At 64.7% G+C, this 18,900-nt stretch carries 15 protein-coding genes; 11 read left to right on the top strand and 4 right to left on the bottom strand.

The features are described 5' to 3' along the window. Positions 1-869: molecular chaperone DnaJ (gene dnaJ / locus CCR82_RS06455; RefSeq protein WP_201244578.1), on the top strand; the 869-nt coding region annotated here is incomplete at its 5' end. 15 nt (positions 870-884) lie between these two features. Next, positions 885-1,706, top strand: coding sequence for a 4-hydroxy-tetrahydrodipicolinate reductase (dapB, locus tag CCR82_RS06450; RefSeq protein ID WP_201244577.1), 822 nt, complete (start codon positions 885-887; stop codon positions 1,704-1,706). Here the strand turns inward: dapB and CCR82_RS06445 are convergent. From CCR82_RS06445 to CCR82_RS06435, 3 genes are all read right to left on the bottom strand, one after another. Continuing rightward, positions 1,694-2,665: a serine hydrolase gene (locus tag CCR82_RS06445; RefSeq protein WP_201244576.1), complete on the bottom strand. Its 972-nt coding sequence runs from the start codon at positions 2,663-2,665 to the stop codon at positions 1,694-1,696. The genes dapB and CCR82_RS06445 overlap by 13 nt on opposite strands. Before the next feature lie 210 nt (positions 2,666-2,875). Beyond that, a complete protein-coding gene (locus CCR82_RS06440; protein ID WP_201244575.1) occupies positions 2,876-3,187 on the bottom strand; it encodes a polyhydroxyalkanoic acid system family protein in 312 nt (103 codons plus the stop codon). A gap of 30 nt (positions 3,188-3,217) precedes the next feature. After that, positions 3,218-3,949 (bottom strand): transposase, encoded by a 732-nt coding sequence (locus tag CCR82_RS06435; protein ID WP_201244574.1) that lies wholly within the window; start codon positions 3,947-3,949, stop codon positions 3,218-3,220. 131 nt (positions 3,950-4,080) lie between these two features. On the opposite strand from CCR82_RS06435, the gene prfB reads away from it, so the two are divergent. From prfB to CCR82_RS06400, 7 genes are all read left to right on the top strand, one after another. Beyond that, positions 4,081-5,179, top strand: a protein-coding gene (gene prfB, locus CCR82_RS06430) for a peptide chain release factor 2 (RefSeq protein WP_201244573.1) whose coding sequence is annotated in 2 segments (ribosomal slippage) — positions 4,081-4,155 and positions 4,157-5,179 — 1,098 coding nt in all. Because the reading frame shifts where the segments join, the coding sequence is not laid out codon by codon here. A gap of 93 nt (positions 5,180-5,272) precedes the next feature. Next, entirely contained in the window at positions 5,273-6,823 is a 1,551-nt protein-coding gene (lysS, locus tag CCR82_RS06425; RefSeq protein ID WP_201244572.1) for a lysine--tRNA ligase, read from the top strand. Between the two features lie 9 nt (positions 6,824-6,832). Then, positions 6,833-7,609 carry a phosphate-starvation-inducible PsiE family protein gene (locus tag CCR82_RS06420; protein ID WP_201244571.1) on the top strand — a complete coding sequence of 259 codons (777 nt, stop codon included), beginning with the start codon at positions 6,833-6,835 and terminating at the stop codon, positions 7,607-7,609. A 64-nt stretch (positions 7,610-7,673) separates the two neighbouring features. Next, positions 7,674-7,811: a hypothetical protein gene (locus CCR82_RS06415; RefSeq protein ID WP_201244570.1), complete on the top strand. Its 138-nt coding sequence runs from the start codon at positions 7,674-7,676 to the stop codon at positions 7,809-7,811. Beyond that, entirely contained in the window at positions 7,799-8,170 is a 372-nt protein-coding gene (locus tag CCR82_RS06410) for a thiol-disulfide oxidoreductase DCC family protein (protein ID WP_201244569.1), read from the top strand. Before CCR82_RS06415 ends, CCR82_RS06410 begins: the two co-directional genes overlap by 13 nt. Positions 8,171-8,292: 122 nt before the next feature. Beyond that, positions 8,293-11,955 (top strand): DNA polymerase III subunit alpha, encoded by a 3,663-nt coding sequence (gene dnaE, locus CCR82_RS06405; protein ID WP_201244581.1) that lies wholly within the window; start codon positions 8,293-8,295, stop codon positions 11,953-11,955. A 138-nt stretch (positions 11,956-12,093) separates the two neighbouring features. Then, positions 12,094-13,113 carry a hypothetical protein gene (locus tag CCR82_RS06400; protein ID WP_201244568.1) on the top strand — a complete coding sequence of 340 codons (1,020 nt, stop codon included), beginning with the start codon at positions 12,094-12,096 and terminating at the stop codon, positions 13,111-13,113. A gap of 95 nt (positions 13,114-13,208) precedes the next feature. Here the strand turns inward: CCR82_RS06400 and CCR82_RS06395 are convergent, their stop codons facing one another. Beyond that, complete coding sequence (locus CCR82_RS06395; protein WP_201244567.1) at positions 13,209-14,093, bottom strand: TauD/TfdA family dioxygenase; 885 nt, start codon at positions 14,091-14,093, stop codon at positions 13,209-13,211. Between CCR82_RS06395 and CCR82_RS06390 the strand changes: the two genes are divergently transcribed. Further along, complete coding sequence (locus CCR82_RS06390) at positions 14,079-14,636, top strand: universal stress protein (protein ID WP_338073115.1); 558 nt, start codon at positions 14,079-14,081, stop codon at positions 14,634-14,636. The genes CCR82_RS06395 and CCR82_RS06390 overlap by 15 nt on opposite strands. Next, positions 14,567-18,892: an ATP-dependent RNA helicase HrpA gene (gene hrpA / locus CCR82_RS06385; RefSeq protein ID WP_420827316.1), complete on the top strand. Its 4,326-nt coding sequence runs from the start codon at positions 14,567-14,569 to the stop codon at positions 18,890-18,892. The genes CCR82_RS06390 and hrpA overlap by 70 nt, the downstream gene beginning before the upstream one ends. The last annotated feature ends 8 nt before the right edge of the window (positions 18,893-18,900 follow it).

Below are 18,900 nucleotides of genomic sequence, written 5' to 3'. Positions count from 1 at the left end.
GTGGCTTCTCCGATATCTTCGGCGATGTCTTCGGCGACATCTTCGGCGGCCGTGGCGGTGGTGGCCGGCGCACCGCGCGCGGTGCCGATCTGCGCTACGACCTCTCGCTGACCCTGGAGGAGGCGGTCACCGGCAAGGATGTCAAGATCCGCATACCGACCACGGTCGAATGCCATCACTGTGGTGGCAGCGGCGCCAAGCCCGGCACCAGCCCGAAGGACTGCCCCACCTGCCACGGCATGGGCCAAGTGCGCATGCAGCAGGGGTTCTTCTCGATCCAGCAGACTTGTCCCGAGTGTCGCGGGACCGGTAAGGTGGTCGAGGACGCTTGTCGGCATTGCCGTGGTGTCGGGCGCTTGAAAGAGGAAAAGACCCTCTCGGTCAAGGTCCCGGCGGGTGTCGATACCGGGGATCGCATCCGCCTCGCCGGCGAGGGCGAGCCGAGCGAGCATGGCGGCATGGCGGGCGATCTCTATGTGCAGGTCGTCGTCGAAGAGCATCCGATCTTCAAGCGCGAGGACAGCCATCTGTTCTGCGAGGTGCCGATCAGTGTCGTCACCGCCGCGCTCGGCGGCGAGATCGAGGTGCCGACGCTCAATGGCAAGGTCGTGCTCAAGGTGCCGGCCGGGACGCAAACCGGTAAGCTGTTTCGCATGCGCGGCAAGGGCGTCAAGCCGGTGCGTGGCGGTCCGGTGGGCGATCTGCTCTGTCGCGTGATCGTCGAGATCCCGGTGAATCTGACCGAGCGCCAGAAGGAACTCCTGCGCGAGTTCGAGGAGAGCGTCAGCGCTGGCGGCAAGCACCACAGCCCGCAGTCGAGTTCCTGGCTCGATGGGGTCAAGCACTTTTTCGAGAAGATGGGGCTCTAGCCCGGGAGAAGACAGATGGAACCGATTCGTGTAGCCGTGGCCGGCGCGGGTGGTCGCATGGGTCGTACCCTGATCAGCGCGGCGCATGCGACCGACGGCCTCAGCGTCACCGCCGCGACCGAGCACTCGGATAGTAGCCTGGTCGGTGTCGATGCCGGTGAGTTGGCCGGTATCGGGCCGATCGGTGCCCCCATCCGCCCCGATCTCGACGAGGTGCTGGCGGACTTCGACGTGCTGATCGACTTCACCACGCCGCGCGCGACCATGCATCATCTGGAACTGTGCCGCGATGCCCGCTGCCGCATGGTGATCGGCACCACTGGCCTGACGCCGGAGCAGCGCGAGGCGGTCAGCGAGGCGGCCATCGACACCGCCGTGGTGCTGGCGCCGAACATGAGCGTGGGCGTGAACCTCTGCTTCAAGCTGCTGGATCTGGCGGCGCGCGTGATGGGCGACGAGGCCGATATCGAGATCATCGAGGCGCATCACCGCCACAAGGTCGATGCGCCTTCCGGCACCGCGTTGCGCATGGGTGAGGTGATTGCCGATGCGCTCGGGCGCGATCTCGGCGAGGTCGCCGTTTATGGGCGTGAAGGCCACACCGGCGCCCGTGAGCGCCAGACCATCGGTTTCGAGACCATTCGCGCCGGCGATACGGTGGGCGAGCACAGCGTCTGGTTCGCGGCCGATGGCGAGCGCGTCGAGATCGCGCACAAGGCGACCAACCGCATGACCTTCGCGCGCGGTGCCTGCCGTGCCGCGCGCTGGATCGCCGAGCATGAGCGCGGCCAGTTCGACATGCAGGATGTGTTGGGGCTGCGTGATCAGGCCAACTGATGCTGCTCGCGCATGTAGCGATAGACGAGCCCCGACACCTCGCGCATGGCGTTGCTGCGATTGGTGATCCAGGTCGTGTAGTAGTTGGTGCGCTGGTTCTTTTGGATGATGCCGATGAAGGTGTAGGGCCGGGGGCGACCTCGCCGGTCGTAGCACTCGATGATGCCCATGTTGCCGCAGAGCATCGCCGTGGAGCCGCTCTTGTCGTAGACGCGGATGTTGGATGGCATGCCCGCGACGCGCTTGGTGATGCGGTCGTGATTGGGGAGGGCCATCAGATCGCGCACCTCGCTGGCATACGGCATCCGATTGTTCCAGAGCGCCCAGAGGAAACGGCTGTAGTCGTGTGCCGAGGCCAGATTGCGATAGGTGCGCCCGTTCGCGGGGATGTACTCGATGATGCTCGTCTGCTGGAAGACGCCGGGTGCATGGCGCTTGAGGACGTGTTCCACGTCCCGGGGGCCGTTGCCGCCGTTGTAGCGGCTGATGAGCTGCATGAGCTCGGTGGTGGCGGTATTGCTGCTGTCACGGATCATGCGCGTCATCGTCTCTCGCACCTTGGCCGTGTAGCCTAGCCGCGAGCCCTGCTCCTGCAGGGTGTAGAAGAACGCCTGGGCGACGAAGGGCTTCAGCATGCTGGCGGCTTGGCGTGGGGTGTCTTCATTGATCGACACCAGCTTCTTGGCCCGGGTGAAATCGTAGATCGACCAGGAGGTCTGCTCGTCGGCGCGAATCAGCCCTTGGGCGCGCTGGCGTTTGACGAGACTGACGAGCTGGCGCTCCAGGCTGGAGCCTTGCGCGGCGGCGCTCGGCATGAAGGTTGCGCACAGCAAGGCGGCGGCACCGCCCATGTTGGCGATGAAGTCGCGGCGATCGATGTGCTGCCGCCCCCCGCTGCGATCATCGCAATTGTCTTCGTGATGGGATCCCCAAAGCCCGGCGTCTTCTCGAGCGCTCATCGCACAGCCTCGATGCGTGTTAAGCCTGTTTGTCGAAACGGCTGGTGCCTGCGCCTGGCATCAGGCGCGGTCCCGCGCCAGCCCCCTGTCGTCCTTCAGAATAGGCTGGGCGGCACATAAAAACAAGATGAGTCCGATAAAAATTGGCTGTTCAGTCAGTGCGATCGACATCTTTTCTCGACTGCGCCTCAGGTTCTATGGGCGGCTCGGTCAGGATGCGGGCAAGGGATGGTCGGCCTCGTAACCGGCCAAGGTCTCGTCGATCTTGCGCGTCAGGCGCTCTTCGATCTCGGCCTTCATCGGGCTCAGCAGCAGCCCGAGGTCGATCCAGAGATCCATGGAGTCATCGGCGAGCGCGATCAGGCCGGCGCCGATCCCGGCGCGCTTGAAATGGAGTACATCACCCTGCCAGTGATATTCGGCGCCGTACTCGTCGCGCACCCGAGCGGCAATGCGCTCGACCTCGGCCCGGGCCGCGGTCAGGCCAAGGCGGTGTGGGCGAGCAACGTGGATCTTCGACATGGAGCTGTCCATTATCTGACGATTGTCCCATTAGTGTAAGGTAGTGGTCGCTTGCTGTAGCGCGCGGCGATAGGCTCTCGAGCGCCGATCACCGCCGCGTGGGCGCGGCCGCGCCCGCCGATTGAGCTTATCCTCGATGGCCTGGCAGAAGTGCTCATCGCCGAGCACCCAGGCTTTGTTGGTGTAGGCTCTGATATGGGCGATCAGTTCCTGGCTCAAACCGGCGTCGAACTGCGCTCGGTAAGCCCGTTGGCGTTCCGCATCGCTAGCGCCGAGGGCGCGGTAGACCGGATGCGGGCGGATCAACTCGTCCTCGACGCCGAGCGCGTTGGCGGCATAGCTCGACCACTCATACTCATCGGCGCGCGCGACGAACGCGGCGCGCACGGCGTTGGTCTCGATGTAGCCACTCACCGGCAGCAGCAGGGCCTGTGGGTCGAGCAGGGTGGCGCGGTAGCGTCCTTCCCAGAGCGTTCCGCGACGCTGATAACGGTGGTTGATGTGCGGCACGAAATAGCGCCCGGTGTACTGCATCAGCTTGCCGATGCCATCCTCCCGCCAAGGGGTGAGCAGCAGATGGAAGTGATCCGGCATCAGCACATAGGCATGGATGTCGCACTCGAACTTGGCCGCCGCGTCACCCAATCGGCCCCAGAGGAACCAGTAATCCTCCTCCTCGCGCAGGATCATCTGATGATGATTGCCACGTTGGATCACATGCTGCGGAAAACCGGGAAGAAGGAAACGCGGAAGACGGGCCATGGGTGATCACTCCCTGCAGCGAACGGGCCTGACTCCAGTATAGACGATCGATGGGGCATGACCATTTTTTGCCTACGATGATGAGGCGGGCTAGGGTATCATGGTGTGTTTTTCATCCAGCGGAGACCCTCATGGAAGACATCAACCCGGTTCGCGCGCAGATCGCCGACCTCAAGGGGCGCCTCGAGCTCCTTAGGGGGTATCTTTGACGTCGCCGGTAAACAAGAACGCCTGACCGAGGTCCTGCGCGAACTCGAGGAACCCGAGGTCTGGTCCGATCCCGAACGCGCCCAAGCACTGGGGCGCGAGCGCGTCTCGCTCGAGACCGTGGTCGATACCATCCATGAACTCGATGACGGGCTTGCCGAGGCCGACGATTTGCTGGCCATGGCCGCCGAGGAAGAGGACGCCGAAACGGTCGCGGCGGTGCTCGCCGACCTGCAAGGCGACGAGCAACGCGTCGGCGAACTCGAGTTTCGGCGTATGTTCTCCGGCGAGATGGACCCCAACAACGCCTTCATCGATATCCAGGCCGGCTCCGGTGGCACCGAGGCCCAAGACTGGGCCGAGATGCTGCTGCGCATGTACCTGCGCTGGGCCGAGACGCACGATTTCAAGGCCGAGCTGACCGAGGTCTCGCCCGGTGATGTGGCCGGGATCAAATCGGCCACGGTCTCGGTGCAGGGCGATCATGCCTTCGGTTGGCTGCGCACCGAGACCGGTGTCCATCGGCTGGTGCGCAAGTCGCCGTTCGATTCCGGCAATCGGCGCCACACCTCGTTCGCGGCGGTGTTCGTCTCGCCCGAGATCGACGATTCGTTCGAGATCGAGATCAATCCCGCCGAGCTGCGCATCGATGTCTATCGCGCCTCGGGGGCGGGTGGTCAGCACGTCAACCGCACCGAATCGGCGGTGCGCATCACCCATCTGCCGACCAACACCGTCACCCAATGCCAGAACGGCCGCTCGCAGCATGCCAACAAGGACCAGGCGATGAAGCAGCTCAAGGCCAAGCTCTATGAGCTGGAGATGCAGAAGCGGCGCACCGAGCAGCAGGCGCTGGAAGAGAGCAAGTCTGACATCGGTTGGGGCAGCCAGATCCGCTCCTATGTGCTGGATCAGTCGCGCATCAAAGATCTGCGCACCAATATCGAGACCGGCAACACCCAGGCGGTGCTCGACGGCGGCCTCGATCCCTTCATCGAGGCGAGCCTCAAGAGCGGGCTTTGATGCCCGCCCGAGACAGGGCCTGCGGATACGCACCACCACCACGACACGTGCGGATAGGCGCCACGCATCCGCCAACCACGCTGATTGGGAACCATGAACCAGACGCAGTCGAACGACGCCGAGCCGGCCACCGAGCAGGGCGCCGCACCCTCGCAGCAGGAGGAGAACAAGCTGATCGCCCAGCGCCGCGAGAAGCTCAACGCCATCCGCGCGCAGGGCATCGCCTTCCCGAACGATTTTCGTCGCAGCCAGGTCGCCGGTGAGTTGCACGCCCAGTATGAGGCGATGGACGGCACCGAGCTGGAAACGCGCAACGTGCGCGCCACGCTCGCTGGCCGGCTGATGAGCCGGCGCGTGATGGGCAAGGCGAGTTTCGCCCATCTGCAGGACATGAGCGGGCGCATGCAACTGTTCGTGCAGCGCGATCAGCTCGGCGTCGATGACTACGCCTGGTTCAAGAAGGAGCTGGATATCGGCGATATCATCGGCGTCTCCGGCCAGGTGTTCCGCACCAAGACCGGCGAGCTGTCGCTCAAGGTCGATCAGCTGCGGCTGCTGACCAAGTCCCTGCGGCCGCTGCCGGAGAAATGGCACGGGCTCGCCGATACCGAGAGCCGCTATCGCCAGCGCTACCTCGACCTGATCATGAACGAGGCCACGCGCGAGACCTTCCAGGTGCGCACGCGCTTGGTGCAGGGCATCCGCGACTATCTCAACGAGCGCACCTTCCTCGAGGTCGAGACGCCGATGATGCAGGCGATCCCAGGCGGCGCGGTCGCGCGGCCCTTCGTCACCCATCACAATGCGCTCGATATGCAGCTGTTCCTGCGCATCGCGCCCGAACTCTATCTCAAGCGCTTGGTGGTCGGCGGCTTCGAGCGCGTCTACGAGATCAACCGCAACTTCCGCAACGAGGGACTGTCGACGCGGCATAACCCCGAGTTCACCATGCTCGAGCTGTATCAGGCCTATGCCGACTACCGTGACCTGATGGACCTGACCGAGGATCTCCTGCGCACGCTCGCCGAGCGGGTGCTCGGTACCACCCAGATCGCGTATCAGGGCGAGACCTACGACTTCTCGCAGCCATTCCAACGCATGAGCGTGCGTGAATCGATCCTGCACTTCAATCCGGATCTGAATGATGCGGATCTCGACTCGGAGGAGCGCGCGCGCGCGGTAGCCGAGCGCCTTGGCATCCATTGCAAGGACAGCGATGGTCTGGGCAAGCTGCAGATCGAGATCTTCGAGAAGACCGTCGAGAGTCGGCTGCTGCAGCCGACCTTTATCACCGCCTATCCAACCGAGGTCTCGCCGCTGGCGCGCCAAAGCGATGCGGACCCCTTCGTCACCGATCGCTTCGAGTTCTTCGTCGGCGGGCGCGAGATCGCCAACGGCTTCTCCGAGCTGAATGACCCCGAGGATCAGGCCGAGCGTTTCCGCAAGCAGGTCGCCGACAAAGACGCCGGCGATCTGGAGGCGATGCACTTCGACGCCGACTACATCCGCGCCCTCGAGCACGGCCTGCCGCCGACCGCCGGTGAAGGCATCGGCATCGATCGCCTGGTGATGCTGTTCACCGATGCGCCTTCGATTCGCGACGTGCTGTTGTTCCCGCACATGCGACCGCAGGATGAACCCTGAGCATCGATCATGAGCGCCACGCGATTCGATCTCGAATTTGCCGGCGAACTGACGCCCGGAACCGATCCGGGCCAAGCCCGCGCGCGCGTCAAGCGCCTGTTCAAGCTCTCCGACGAGGCCGTCGCCCAGCTCTTCAGCGGCACGCCGGTGACGGTCAAGCGCGGGATCGATAGCGCGCTCGCGTCCCGATTGCACGCGGCCTTTGCCCAAGCCGGCGCGCTGGTGCGCATCATCCCCGCTGGTGGCGAAGGGCTGACGCCAGCGCCGAGCGATCAGCATGAGAGTCCGGCACCCGCCGATCTACCGGGGCTGGATCCGTTTGGCATCGCCAAGCCCAAGCATCGCCATCCGATCCTGCATGCGCTCTTCCATTACTTCGAGCGCAGTCTCGCCTTTGTGCTGCTACTGTTGATCGCCGGTGTCTCGGTAATCGCGCTGATCGAACTCTGCTTCATCCTCTACCAAGACCTGGTCAGCACTGATGGTTTCCTGCTCGGACTCAATGAACTGTTCGAGGTCTTCGGCATGTTCCTCATCGTTCTGATCGCCGTCGAACTGATGGCCAGCATCTACATGTACATGGTCGATAAGTCCGTGCATGTAGAGATGATGCTGTTGATCGCTATCACCGCGCTCGCGCGCAAGGTCGTCGTGCTCGACCTCGAGGGCAAGGGCGATCCGGCCATGTACATGCTCGGCATGGCGGCGCTGCTGGCAACGCTGATCGGTGGCTACTACCTGATGAAACGTCTCGACACCTCGGTGTATCGGCGCAAGTCTGGCTAGTCATGTTGGTCTTGATCGCCACTGGCGATGGTGGCCGTAGCGTCGCGTGCCTTGGGGAGCGGGCATGAAGCGCTCCCTGCTCGGTGCCGTGCTGCTGAGCGGCGCGCTGCTGCGCAATGCTGACATCGCGATGTACCACGCCAAGGAAGAGGGCCGTAATACCTATCGCTTCTTCACTGGGACAGAATCATGCCTAAGCTGACCACCTTCTACGATGGCGGCTGCCCGCTCTGCAGCCGCGAGATCGCCCATTATCGCAAGATCGACCGGGAGGGTCGGATCCACTGGGTCGATATCACCCAAGAGGCCGACGCCCTGGCGAGCGCTGGGCTTGATCTGCCGAGCGCGATGCGCCGCTTGCATGTCCAGGAATCGGACGGCCGTTTGCTCAGCGGTGTCGACGCCTTTGTCGCCATCTGGCAGCGACTGCCCCGCTGGCACCTGCTCGCAGGGGTGGTCACCGGGCTGCGACTGACGAGGCCGCTGGAATGGGGCTATCAGCGTTTCGCCGAGCGCCGCTTCAAGCGCCGCTGTGAGGAGGGGGCTTGCGTGCTCGACTGAATTCTAGCTCGGGCTAATCCGCCGGTTGCAGCGTCGGCCGGATGCATTGGCGACATCGCCGGGGCAAATCGCTAGACTAGGGCGCCCTGTTGACCCGCTGATCCTTGGAGCGCCCCTTGTCGTTGGAGCCCCGTTTCGTTCATCTGCATCTGCACTCCGAGTACTCGCTCATCGACGGTTTGGTGCGGATCAAACCGCTGGCGAAGACCGTTGTGGCGGCGGGGATGCCAGCGGTTGCTGTCACTGATCATACGAATCTCTTTTGCCTGGTGCGCTTCTATAAAGCAGCGCTGGCCGCTGGCGTCAAACCTATCATTGGCAGTGAGCTGGAGGTGCGCAATCCGGCTGATCCGGGCAAGCCGCATCGATTGGTGCTGCTGGTGCACGAGGAGCACGGCTACACGGCGCTGACGAGGCTGATCTCGCGTGCCTACACTGAGGGGCAGAAAGATGGCATTGCGCAGGTCGAGCGCGCCTGGGTGCTCGAGGCCGCTGACGGGCTGATCGCGCTCTCCGGCGGCACCGGCGGCGATGTGCAGCGGGCCTTGCTCAGCGGTTACCGGGCCGAGGCCGAGGCGCTGCTCGATGACTGGCTGGCGGCCTTTGGCGACCGCTATTATCTCGAGCTGATCCGCACCGGGCGCGAGGACGAGGAGCGCTGTGTCGAGGCCAGCGTCGAGCTGGCGCTGGCCAAGGATGTGCCGGTGGTGGCGACCAATGATGTCGCCTTCCTCGCCGCCGATGACTTCGACGCCCATGAGGTGCGCGTGTGCATCAACAGCGGCCATACCCTCGATGATCCACGTCGCTTGCGCCGCCACAGTCCGCAGCAGTACCTGCGCACGCCCGAGGAGATGGCCGAGCTGTTCGCCGATCTTCCCGAGGCGCTGGAGAACAGCGTCGAGATCGCCAAGCGCTGCAACCTGAATCTGCGCCTGGGCGAGACCTTCCTGCCCGATTCGCCGGTGCCCGAGGGACTCGGCATCGCCGAGCATCTCGCCGCTGAGGCGCGCGCCGGGCTGGAGTGGCGCCTGGAGCGGACCTTCGATCGCGCCGCGCCGGCGTTCGCCGAGCAGCGCCGCGTCTATGACGAGCGCCTGCAGCGCGAGCTGGATGTGATCTGCCAGATGGGCTTCCCGGGCTACTTCCTGATCGTCGCCGACTTCATCCGCTGGGCCAAGGACAACAAGATCCCGGTCGGCCCGGGGCGTGGTTCCGGTGCCGGCTCGCTGGTGGCCTATGCGCTGAAGATCACCGATCTCGACCCGATCGAGCACGAACTGCTGTTCGAGCGCTTCCTCAATCCCGAGCGCGTCTCGATGCCCGATTTCGATGTCGACTTCTGCATGGAGCGCCGCGACGAGGTCATCGAGTATGTCGCCGACAGGTACGGCCGCGAGGCGGTCTCGCAGATCATCACCTTTGGCACCATGGCGGCCAAGGCGGTGGTGCGCGATGTCGGCCGCGTGCTCGGCCATCCCTACGGCTTCGTCGACAAGATCGCCAAGATGGTGCCCTTCGAGCTGAAGATGACGCTCGACAAGGCGCTCGCGGAGAGCCCGGACCTGGCCGCCGCCTACCAGGACGACGAGGCCGTCACCGGCATCATCGACATGGCGCGCAAGCTCGAGGGCATCGCGCGCAACGCCGGCAAACACGCCGGCGGTGTGGTGATCGCGCCGACCAAGCTCACCGATTTCGCGCCGCTCTATTGCGAGCAGGGTGGCAAGGATCTGGTCACCCAGTACGACAAGGACGATGTCGAGCAGGTCGGGCTGGTCAAGTTCGATTTCCTCGGTCTGCGCACCCTGACCATCATCGATTGGGCGTTGAAGACCATCAATATCGAGCGTCAGGCCCAGGGCGAGGAACCGCTCGATATCAATCTGATCGATCCGCACGATCAAGAGGCGTTCGCGCTGCTGAAGGCGTGCAAGACCACGGCGGTGTTCCAGCTCGAATCGCGCGGGATGAAGGAGCTGATCCGCAAATTGCAGCCCGACAGCTTCGAGGACATGACCGCCTTGGTGGCGCTGTTCCGGCCCGGCCCGCTGCAATCGGGCATGGTCGATGACTTCATCGATCGCAAGCACGGCCGCGCCGAGGTCGCCTATCCGCACCCGGAGCTGGAGCCGATCCTCAAGCCCACCTACGGCGTCATCCTCTACCAGGAGCAGGTGATGCAGATCGCCCAGGTGCTGGCCGGCTACTCGCTCGGCGGCGCCGATCTGCTGCGCCGGGCGATGGGCAAGAAGAAGGCCGAGGAGATGGAGAAGCAGCGCGCGATCTTCGAGCAGGGCGCGGCCGCGCGCGGCGTCGACCCGAAGATCGCGACCCACATCTTCGATCTGATGGAGAAGTTCGCGGGTTATGGCTTCAATCGCAGTCATTCCGCCGCCTACGCCCTGGTGTCGTACCAGACGCTCTGGCTCAAGGCGCATTATCCGGCGGCGTTCATGGCTGCCGTGCTCTCGGCCGATATGGACAACACTGACAAGGTGGTGACCCTGATCGATGAGTGTCGCGGCATGCAGCTCAAGGTCGAGCCGCCGAAGATCAACCGTTCCGATCGGATGTTCACCACCGACGGCGACGAAACCGTGGTCTATGGGCTTGGTGCGATCAAAGGCGTGGGCGAGTCGGCGATCGACTCGATCCTCGATGCACGCCGGCAAGGCGAGGCGTTCGAGGATCTCTGGGCGTTCTGCCGCCGCATCGATCCGCAGAAGGCGAACAAGCGCGTACTCGAGGCGCTGGTGCGCGCCGGCGCGCTGGATGGGCTCGGCGAGAATCGTGCCACGCTGATCAACCGGCTGCCATTGGCGCTCAAGCTCGCCGAGCAGCATCACGCGCAGGCGGCGGCCGGTCAGAGCGACCTGTTTGGCGCGCTGGCGCCGCCCGATGCGTCCAGCCCGGATCAGACCACGGCGGGTCCATCCAGCGCGGCGGCGCCGGACCCGCAGATCGCCGCCCAGACCTGGCCGGATTGGGACGACGACGAGCGCCTGCGCGGCGAGAAGGAGACCCTCGGGCTCTATCTGACCGGGCATCCGATCAACCGCTACGAGGCCGAGCTGACGGCGATGGGCTCGCAGCGCATCGGCCGGCTGCTCGAAAACGCTCAAGGCATGTCCGGCGCCGGCTGGGGGCAGGAGCGCGAGCAGCGCACGTTGATGGGGCTGATCATGGCGATTCGCGCCAATAAGACCGCGCGCGGTCGCATGGCCACCGTGACGCTCGATGATCGCACCGGTCGGATCGAGGTGACCGTGTTCCCGGAACTCTACGAGCAGGTCCGGTCCCTGCTGGTGCCGGATGCGATCATCGCCGTGACCGGCAGCCTGCGCCCGGACAACTTCACCAATGGCTGGACGCTGACCGCAAGCGAGGTGCGCACCCTGGCCGAGGCGCGCGCGCGCCTTGGTGATCATCTGCTGCTGAGGCTCGACCTGAGCGATCCAGCCGCGCATGCGCACGGGGCTCAAAAAGTGCAAGCGTTGGCAACGCTGCTCGAAAGCCATCGCCTCGAAACCGGGCTGCCGATGCAAATCGAATATCAGTGTCCAGGGGCCTCGATGTGCTTGCGGCCGAGTCTCTACTGGAGGGTTGACCCCAGCGATGCGTTGCTGAAGCGATTGCAACAACTGCTCGGCGATGCGACGGCTGTTGAGGTGGTTTATCAACGTTCGCGGGTCGGGCGCGGTGTCGCGTCCGGGGCATCACCGCGGACACCCCGGGATTCAGCGGTGGAGGCGGATGTGGTGCGCCCTCCGGCGGTGGCTTGATGAAAAATCTCCGCTGTCAATGTGGTTGCACCTTGAACCCGAGCGCGGATTCAGGCAGTCTCTACACGGTTTTGACCTGCCCCCTGTGCGGTGCGAACGTGCGCTGCGGTGCGAACTTGCGCGAAGAGGAAGATTTCAGTGAGTGAAAAAACGTCCGGTCTCGGTTCCCTATCGGAGACCCTGAAGACTCAAGACCTCGGCATGTTATCGGTCAAGGCCGTTGCCGTGTTTTTGGTGGTTGGTACTGCCTACCTCATCTTTGCGGATGATGACTCTGGCGACGACCAACTCCCGCCTGCCGCCATCTCGGCGAACCTCGCCCCAGTTGGCGGTGTGCAGATCCAGAAGGCGGAGCCCGAAACTGCTGAGCCCGAGGCCGCTGAGCCGGCGGCACAGGCTTCGGCGGCGGGCGCCGACACCGAGCCTGCGGATGAGGAGTCCGCGGCGGAGACGGCGCCTGAGACGGCGCCTGAGGCTGAGGACGCTGCTGCCGCCGAGCCGAGTGGTACTGCGGATGAGCCTGCCGAGGCAACAGCAAGCGAGGATGCTGCGGCTGAAGAAGATGCTGCGGCGGAAGCTGAACCTGCGGTGACCGAGGACAAGGCCGAGACTGAGTCCGAGACCGCTGAGGCACCGGCGAAGGCCCCTGCCGAGGAGGCGTCTGCCGCGGCGCCGTCCGAGGAAAAGGTTGCTGCCACCGAAACGGCTGCCGCGCCCGAAGAAGACTCAGCGGCTGACAAGGCTCCGACTAGCGAAACCGCCACGGCGCCTGCTGACGAAGCCGCGTCGGAGGATGCTCCGGCTGCTACCGAAGAGAGCGAGGCTGCTACCGCTGACGAGGAAGGCGCCGAGACCTCCAAGCAGGCAGCCGCCGAGAAGCCAACGACCACCGATGAGAGTAGCGCCGAAGCTGCCCGGGAGGAGACGCCGGCAGCCGTTGCGCCAGAATCGGCCGAAGAAGAGGCAGCGCCCTCGGCAACGGAGAGCACTGAACCGGCTGCCGAAGAGACAGCATCCGATCAAGCGCCTCCGCAGCGAACCCCTGGAACCTTTACGCCACCGGTCGAACAGCGTAAGTTGATGCCCAGCCTTCCGGTTCCAACCTGGGGGCCGCAGTTCTCGCCAATGCCGCCACGTCCAACGGCGAGCCAGCGCTAAGCGAGCAACGCTCGATTGCCCTGCTGGGTAGAACGCCACGGCCCTGGAGACGGGGCCGTGGCGTTTTGGTTTTTAGCGCCTTGCCGGTGTGCTGTCTAGGTCTCGGCAATGCGGCGGTAATAGCGAGCACGGTAGAGCAGTCGGGCCTGGTTGGCGCTGTCTTCGAAACGGCTCCGGTTGTGTAGCACGTTGTTGCAGACAACCCCCTGACCAGGAGCGAGTCCGGCCTCGAAGCGCGGTGTCAACGGGTCATCGAGGAGGTCACGGATGGCCTCGACGGCGGCCTGTGTCGCGGCATCGTCTTGCCATTGGATGTTGCGTCGCCGATCGGTATAGCGCAGCGCTAAATGGCCGTGATCGCCGGGGCGAAAAACAGGGCCAATGCTGGCTGGCCTGATCTCGGCGCCGTCAACGATATTGGGCGGAATGGTCATCGCGGTTGGGCTCGTGAGTGCGCGGATATGGGCGGGGTCGCGCTCGCGCAAGCGGATATAGAGCATCTCGGGGTCGATCAGCCCATTGATTCCACCAGCAGCCGCGGGTCGAACACAGTGCAGTATGAAGGCGCTGATCTGGCGCCGCGGGGCGTTATAGTAACCGTCGGTATGCCAGGCGATGGGGCGATCGGTATAGGGTATATAGCCGCGATGAAAGGCGTCGGATTGAACGCTTAGCGAGGTCACGGCGTCCTCGTCGGCGCCTGGATTCTGATCGAGCTGACCGAGCCCGAGTTGCTCACCGAGCCGACGTGGGATGGCCTTATCGGGGTCGTCTCCGCATGGTGTGACATAGATGGCCATGTTGGCGCGGCGACACCGATCCAGAATCGCTTCATGTTCGGCCTCGCTCAGCTGCCTCGGGTCGCGCACCTCGACAATCAGCTCCTCGAGCCGTTGCGGTGCTTGGGCGAGCTTCTGGTCTCGCCAGCGCGCATAGTCGTCGAAGTGATCGAGGGTGAGTAGACTATCGAGATCAGGCATGAGGTTTACTGGAGTGAGCGTCAATCAAGTGGGGATGAGACAATTTCAAGCACTCTCTCTAGACTAAGCAAGGGGTACACCCATCTCTTAGTGGGCTTGGATTTTGCCTCCGAGTCCGAGGTTGTCCTCGAACGGGCCTTAATGATGCGAGATCGGTTCGAGGCACGTTTGTCGCTCGTGAATGTGGTCGACTATGTGGCGCCAGGCAGCGAATACGCGGGTGATGCCTTCGTCGGCGAGCCCCTACTGCCCGATGATGGTCGTCTCGAGAGAGAACTCCTAGAAGAGAGCGCACAACAAGAGATCGACGCCCTGGATGAACGCCTCTCGGTGCCGGTGCGGGATCGTAGCATCGATCACCTTCCATGGAGTCATGAGACTGTCGTCGGTCCGTCACTCAAGCGAATGGCTATACCGCCTCGCTTGGAGAGCGCTTTGTTTATCGTTTCGCTGGATATCGTCTCGAGATGCCCTTGGATTCCCGTCGTCGTGCTGCCTTGGATGCCATTGGGCAGTGCCTACTCAAGGATCGCCGCCGGCTGAAGCGCCTGCTGAAGCGCTTACCTGCCGGAGGCGATCAAGCACCCCCTGAGCAAGGCACGCATCGGGCCGAACAGCAGGGCGCACATCGAAGCAAGCAACAGGCCGCGCGGCAAGGCACACCACAGGCCGATGCCTGGCTGGCGCTGAGGCGCGCGATCGAGCAATCGCGCGCCATCGTCGACGCCCGCCGCACTGCGGTCCCAGCACAGATCCACTTTCCGCCCGAGCTACCGGTCAGCGAGCGCCGCGATGAGGTCGCTGCACTGCTGCGCGCGCATCAGGTCATCGTGCTCTGCGGCGAGACCGGCTCGGGCAAATCGACCCAGCTGCCGAAGCTCTGCCTCGAGCTTGGCCGTGGTGTCTTTGGCCGCATCGGTCACACCCAGCCGCGTCGCATCGCCGCTCGCAGCCTAGCGAGTCGGGTCGCCACCGAACTGGGTACCGAACTCGGCAACACGGTTGGCTACAAGGTGCGCTTCCATGATCGGGTGCGCCCAGAGACGTCGGTCAAGTTGATGACCGATGGCATCCTGCTCGCCGAGATCCAGCGCGACCGCTATCTCAACGAGTACGACACCCTGATTATCGATGAGGCCCACGAGCGCAGCCTCAACATCGATTTCCTGCTCGGCTACCTGAAGCAGCTGCTACCCAAACGGCCTGATCTGAAGCTGATCATCACCTCGGCCACCATCGACCCGCAGCGCTTCTCCAAGCACTTCGCCGCTGACGGTCGCACAGGCGATGGCGCAGACGATGGCAAAGCCGCGCCGATCATCGAGATCTCCGGGCGCACCTATCCGGTCGAGGTGCGCTACCGCCTGCCCGAGGAGGAGCACGCCGGCGAGCGCGACGATGCGATGCAGCAGGCGATCTCCTCGGCGGTCGGTGAGCTGGCGCGGGTCGGGCCCGGCGACGTGTTGGTGTTCCTCTCCGGCGAGCGCGAGATCCGCGAGACCGCCGAGACCCTGCGCAAGCAGCATCCGCCCTCGACCGAGGTGCTGCCACTGTTCGCCCGCCAAGGGCCGGCCGAGCAGGCGCGGGTGTTCCAACCGCACGGCCGGCGTCGGGTGGTGCTGGCGACCAACGTCGCCGAGACCTCGCTGACCGTGCCGGGCATCCACTACGTCGTCGATCCCGGCTTCGCGCGCATCAGCCGCTACAGCCATCGCAGCAAGGTGCAGCGCCTGCCGGTGGAGCGCATCTCGCAGGCCTCGGCCGATCAGCGCAAGGGCCGCTGCGGGCGCGTTGCGTCCGGGGTCTGCATCCGCCTCTACGACGAGGACAACTTCGCCGCCCGCGCCGAGCACACCGAGCCCGAGATCCGCCGCTCGAATCTAGCCGCCGTCATCCTGCAGATGAAACAGCTCGGCTTCGGCGAGATCGAGCGCTTCCCGTTCGTCGATCCGCCCGATTCACGGCTGATCTCCGATGGCTATCGAACCTTGGAGGAGCTGGCCGCGATCGACGCCGAGGGCCAGCTCACCACGATCGGCAAGCAGCTCGCGCGCCTGCCGGTCGATCCGCGCATCGGTCGCATGCTGCTCGCCGGCGCCGAACACCATTGCCTGCGCGAGCTGACCATCATCGCCTCGGCGCTGGCGGTGCAGGACCCGCGCGAGCGCCCGCTCGAGCAGCAGCAGGCGGCCGATGAGATCCATGCGACCTTCCGCCATCCGGATTCGGATTTCCTGAGCTTCCTCAACCTCTGGGCCTTCCTCGAAACCGAGCGCCGGCATCTGACCCGGCGCAAGTTCCAACGCCTGTGCAAACAGCACTTCCTGTCCTGGACGCGGGTGCAGGAGTGGCGCGATACCCAGATCCAACTGCACGAACTGATGGCCGAGATGGGCTATCGCGATCGGCTGGGCGGTGACCAGGGCGAGAACGCGAACAAGAACGCCGGCAAGAACCCGGACAAGACCCTGAGCAGGCATCAGGCCGAGGGCACCTATGAGGAGGTCCATCGTGCATTGTTGACCGGGCTGCTCAGCATCATCGGCCGCAAGGATGAGCAGCGTGAGTACCAGGGCGCGCGCGGTGGGCGTTTCTATATCCATCCCAGCTCGGCATTGTTCGCGCTCACGCCGAAATGGATCGTCTGCGCCGAACGGGTCGAGACCACGCGCGATTACGGGCGCATCTGCGCCAAGGTGCAACCGGCCTGGATCGAGCGCGCCGGCAGTCATCTGCTCAAGCGCAGCTACTCGGAACCGCACTGGCAATCGCGCGCCGGGCAGGTGGCCGCGTTCGAGACCATCACCCTCTACGGTCTCACCCTGTTCAGCCGCCGCCGCATCAACTATGGGCCGATCAACCCGGCCGAGGCGCGCGAGGTGTTCCTGCGCGCGGCGCTGGTCGAGGGCGACTTCGAGACTCGGGCGCCGTTCTGGCGCCACAATCAAGCGCTGATCGAGGAGGTGCATCAGCTCGAGGCCAAGTCGCGCCGGCGCGACATCCTGGTCGACGAGGAGGGCATCTACGCCTTCTACGACGAGCGCGTCCCGTCCGGCATCTACTCCAAGCCCCAGTTCGAGCGCTGGTTGCGCAAGGCGACGCGCACCACCCCCAAGCTGCTGCATATGGATCTGGAGCAGGTGATGCAGCACGACGCGCGCGCGATCACCGCCGAGCAGTACCCGAATCACTTGCGCATCGGCGCCACCGAGCTGCCGTTGGAGTATCACTTCGAGCCGGGGCAGGAGGCCGATGGCGTCACCTTGGTGCTGCCACAGCTGCTGATCAATCAGGTCTCCCCGGAGCGGCTGCAATGGCTGGTGCCGGGCCTGCTCACCGAGCGCATCACCGCAATGCTGCGCGGCCTGCCGAAAACGCTGCGCCGCGCCTTCGTGCCGGTGCCGGATACCGCAGCGCGGGTCGCGGCGCGATTGACCCCCTCGGATCGGCCGCTGGTGCGCGCGGTGGCCGAGGAACTGAAAGCGCTCACTGGCGAGCAGGTGCCCGAGGATGCTTGGGACGACAGCGCGCTGCCGCCGTATCTGCGCATGAAGGTGCGGCTGGTGGATACGGAGGGGCGCACGCTGGCGCTCGATGACGATCTGCTGCGGCTCAAACGCCGTCATGCCAGCAGTGACTTGGGTGGTGATCTCGGTGAGCGGAGCGAGGATCGGCGCGACGGTCGTGCGTCTCCTGGGCTTGGTGCCACGCTCTGGAATCACCCGATCGAGCGCGATGGCCTCAAGCGCTGGGACTTCGGCGACTTGCCCGAACATCTGGATCTGGATCGCGCCGGGATTCGCCTGCGCGGCTGGCCGGCGTTGGTCGATCAAGGCGATGCGGTCGCAGTGCGGGTCTTGGACTCGGAACAGAGCGCCGCGCTTGCGATGCGCGCCGGACTGCGGCGGTTGATCATGCTCACGCTGGGCGCGGAGCTGCGCGTGCTGCGGCGCGGGCTCTGCGAGACCGCCGGTGGGCTTGACCGGATGCGTTTGCTGTATGCCAAGGCCGCCCAGCCGCCGGCATCGGCCACGCTGGCAAGCGTCACACCGGCAGCCGCCACGTCGGCAACAGCGCTCGCCGTCTCTGACCAGGCGGCGGCCGCAAAGCGGACCACCAATGGCCCGAAACGTGGCAAGAAGAAGCGCAAGGGGGGCGGCAAGGGCAGTGCTGGTGCCGCCTCCGGTGCAGCCGGGACGGCCCTTGCGGGCGTGGACCTCGTCGATGAGTTGCTGGCGCTGATCCTCGACCTGACCTTTACGGAAGGCCAACCGCCGATCCGCGATCAAGCCAGTTTCGATCAACGCTTGAGTGCCAATCAGCCACGCTTGTTCTCGGTCGCTCAAGAGGTGTGCGCCCTGGCCACGACCATCCTCGGTACCTACCAGGCCGCACGCAAGCGCCTGGACGGCATCACCCAGGTCCAATGGATGCCCTCGGTGTTGGATATGCGGGCGCATCTGGATGCCTTGGTGTATCGCGGCTTCTTCGTGCAGGTGCCATTCGGCCATTTGCAGGACTATCCACGCTATCTGCGCGCGCTAGAGCAACGCGCCGAAAAACTGCCACTGGCGGCCACGCGCGACCGCGAGCGCATGCAGGCGCTGGCACCACTCGTCGAGCGCTGGCGCGAACGCTCGAGCGCCGCCGAGTCCGCCGAGCGTGAGGATGAGCGCCTTGAGGAGATTCGCTGGATGCTCGAAGAGCTGCGCGTCTCACTCTTCGCCCAGCAGTTGGGCACGGCTTATCCGGTCTCGGTCAAGCGCATCGAGCGACGCTGGCAGGAACTGGGGCTGTGAGCGAGCGG

The organism is Halochromatium salexigens (assembly GCF_016653295.1).
GTDB classification, from domain to species: domain Bacteria; phylum Pseudomonadota; class Gammaproteobacteria; order Chromatiales; family Chromatiaceae; genus Lamprobacter; species Lamprobacter salexigens.
Note: the sequence above shows the minus strand (reverse complement) of the source record. Positions and strands in the feature narration are given on the sequence as shown.

Bases quoted from the DNA above. Each gene is read 5' to 3' on its own strand.
- CCR82_RS06435 (WP_201244574.1), bottom strand. From the start codon at position 3,949: ATGGCCCGTCTTCCGCGTTTCCTTCTTCCCGGTTTTCCGCAGCATGTG.
- CCR82_RS06420 (WP_201244571.1), top strand. From the start codon at position 6,833: ATGAGCGCCACGCGATTCGATCTCGAATTTGCCGGCGAACTGACGCCC.
- lysS (WP_201244572.1), top strand. From the start codon at position 5,273: ATGAACCAGACGCAGTCGAACGACGCCGAGCCGGCCACCGAGCAGGGC.
- dapB (WP_201244577.1), top strand. From the start codon at position 885: ATGGAACCGATTCGTGTAGCCGTGGCCGGCGCGGGTGGTCGCATGGGT.
- CCR82_RS06445 (WP_201244576.1), bottom strand. From the start codon at position 2,665: ATGAGCGCTCGAGAAGACGCCGGGCTTTGGGGATCCCATCACGAAGAC.
- CCR82_RS06395 (WP_201244567.1), bottom strand. From the start codon at position 14,093: ATGCCTGATCTCGATAGTCTACTCACCCTCGATCACTTCGACGACTAT.
- CCR82_RS06410 (WP_201244569.1), top strand. From the start codon at position 7,799: ATGCCTAAGCTGACCACCTTCTACGATGGCGGCTGCCCGCTCTGCAGC.
- CCR82_RS06440 (WP_201244575.1), bottom strand. From the start codon at position 3,187: ATGTCGAAGATCCACGTTGCTCGCCCACACCGCCTTGGCCTGACCGCG.
- CCR82_RS06415 (WP_201244570.1), top strand. From the start codon at position 7,674: ATGAAGCGCTCCCTGCTCGGTGCCGTGCTGCTGAGCGGCGCGCTGCTG.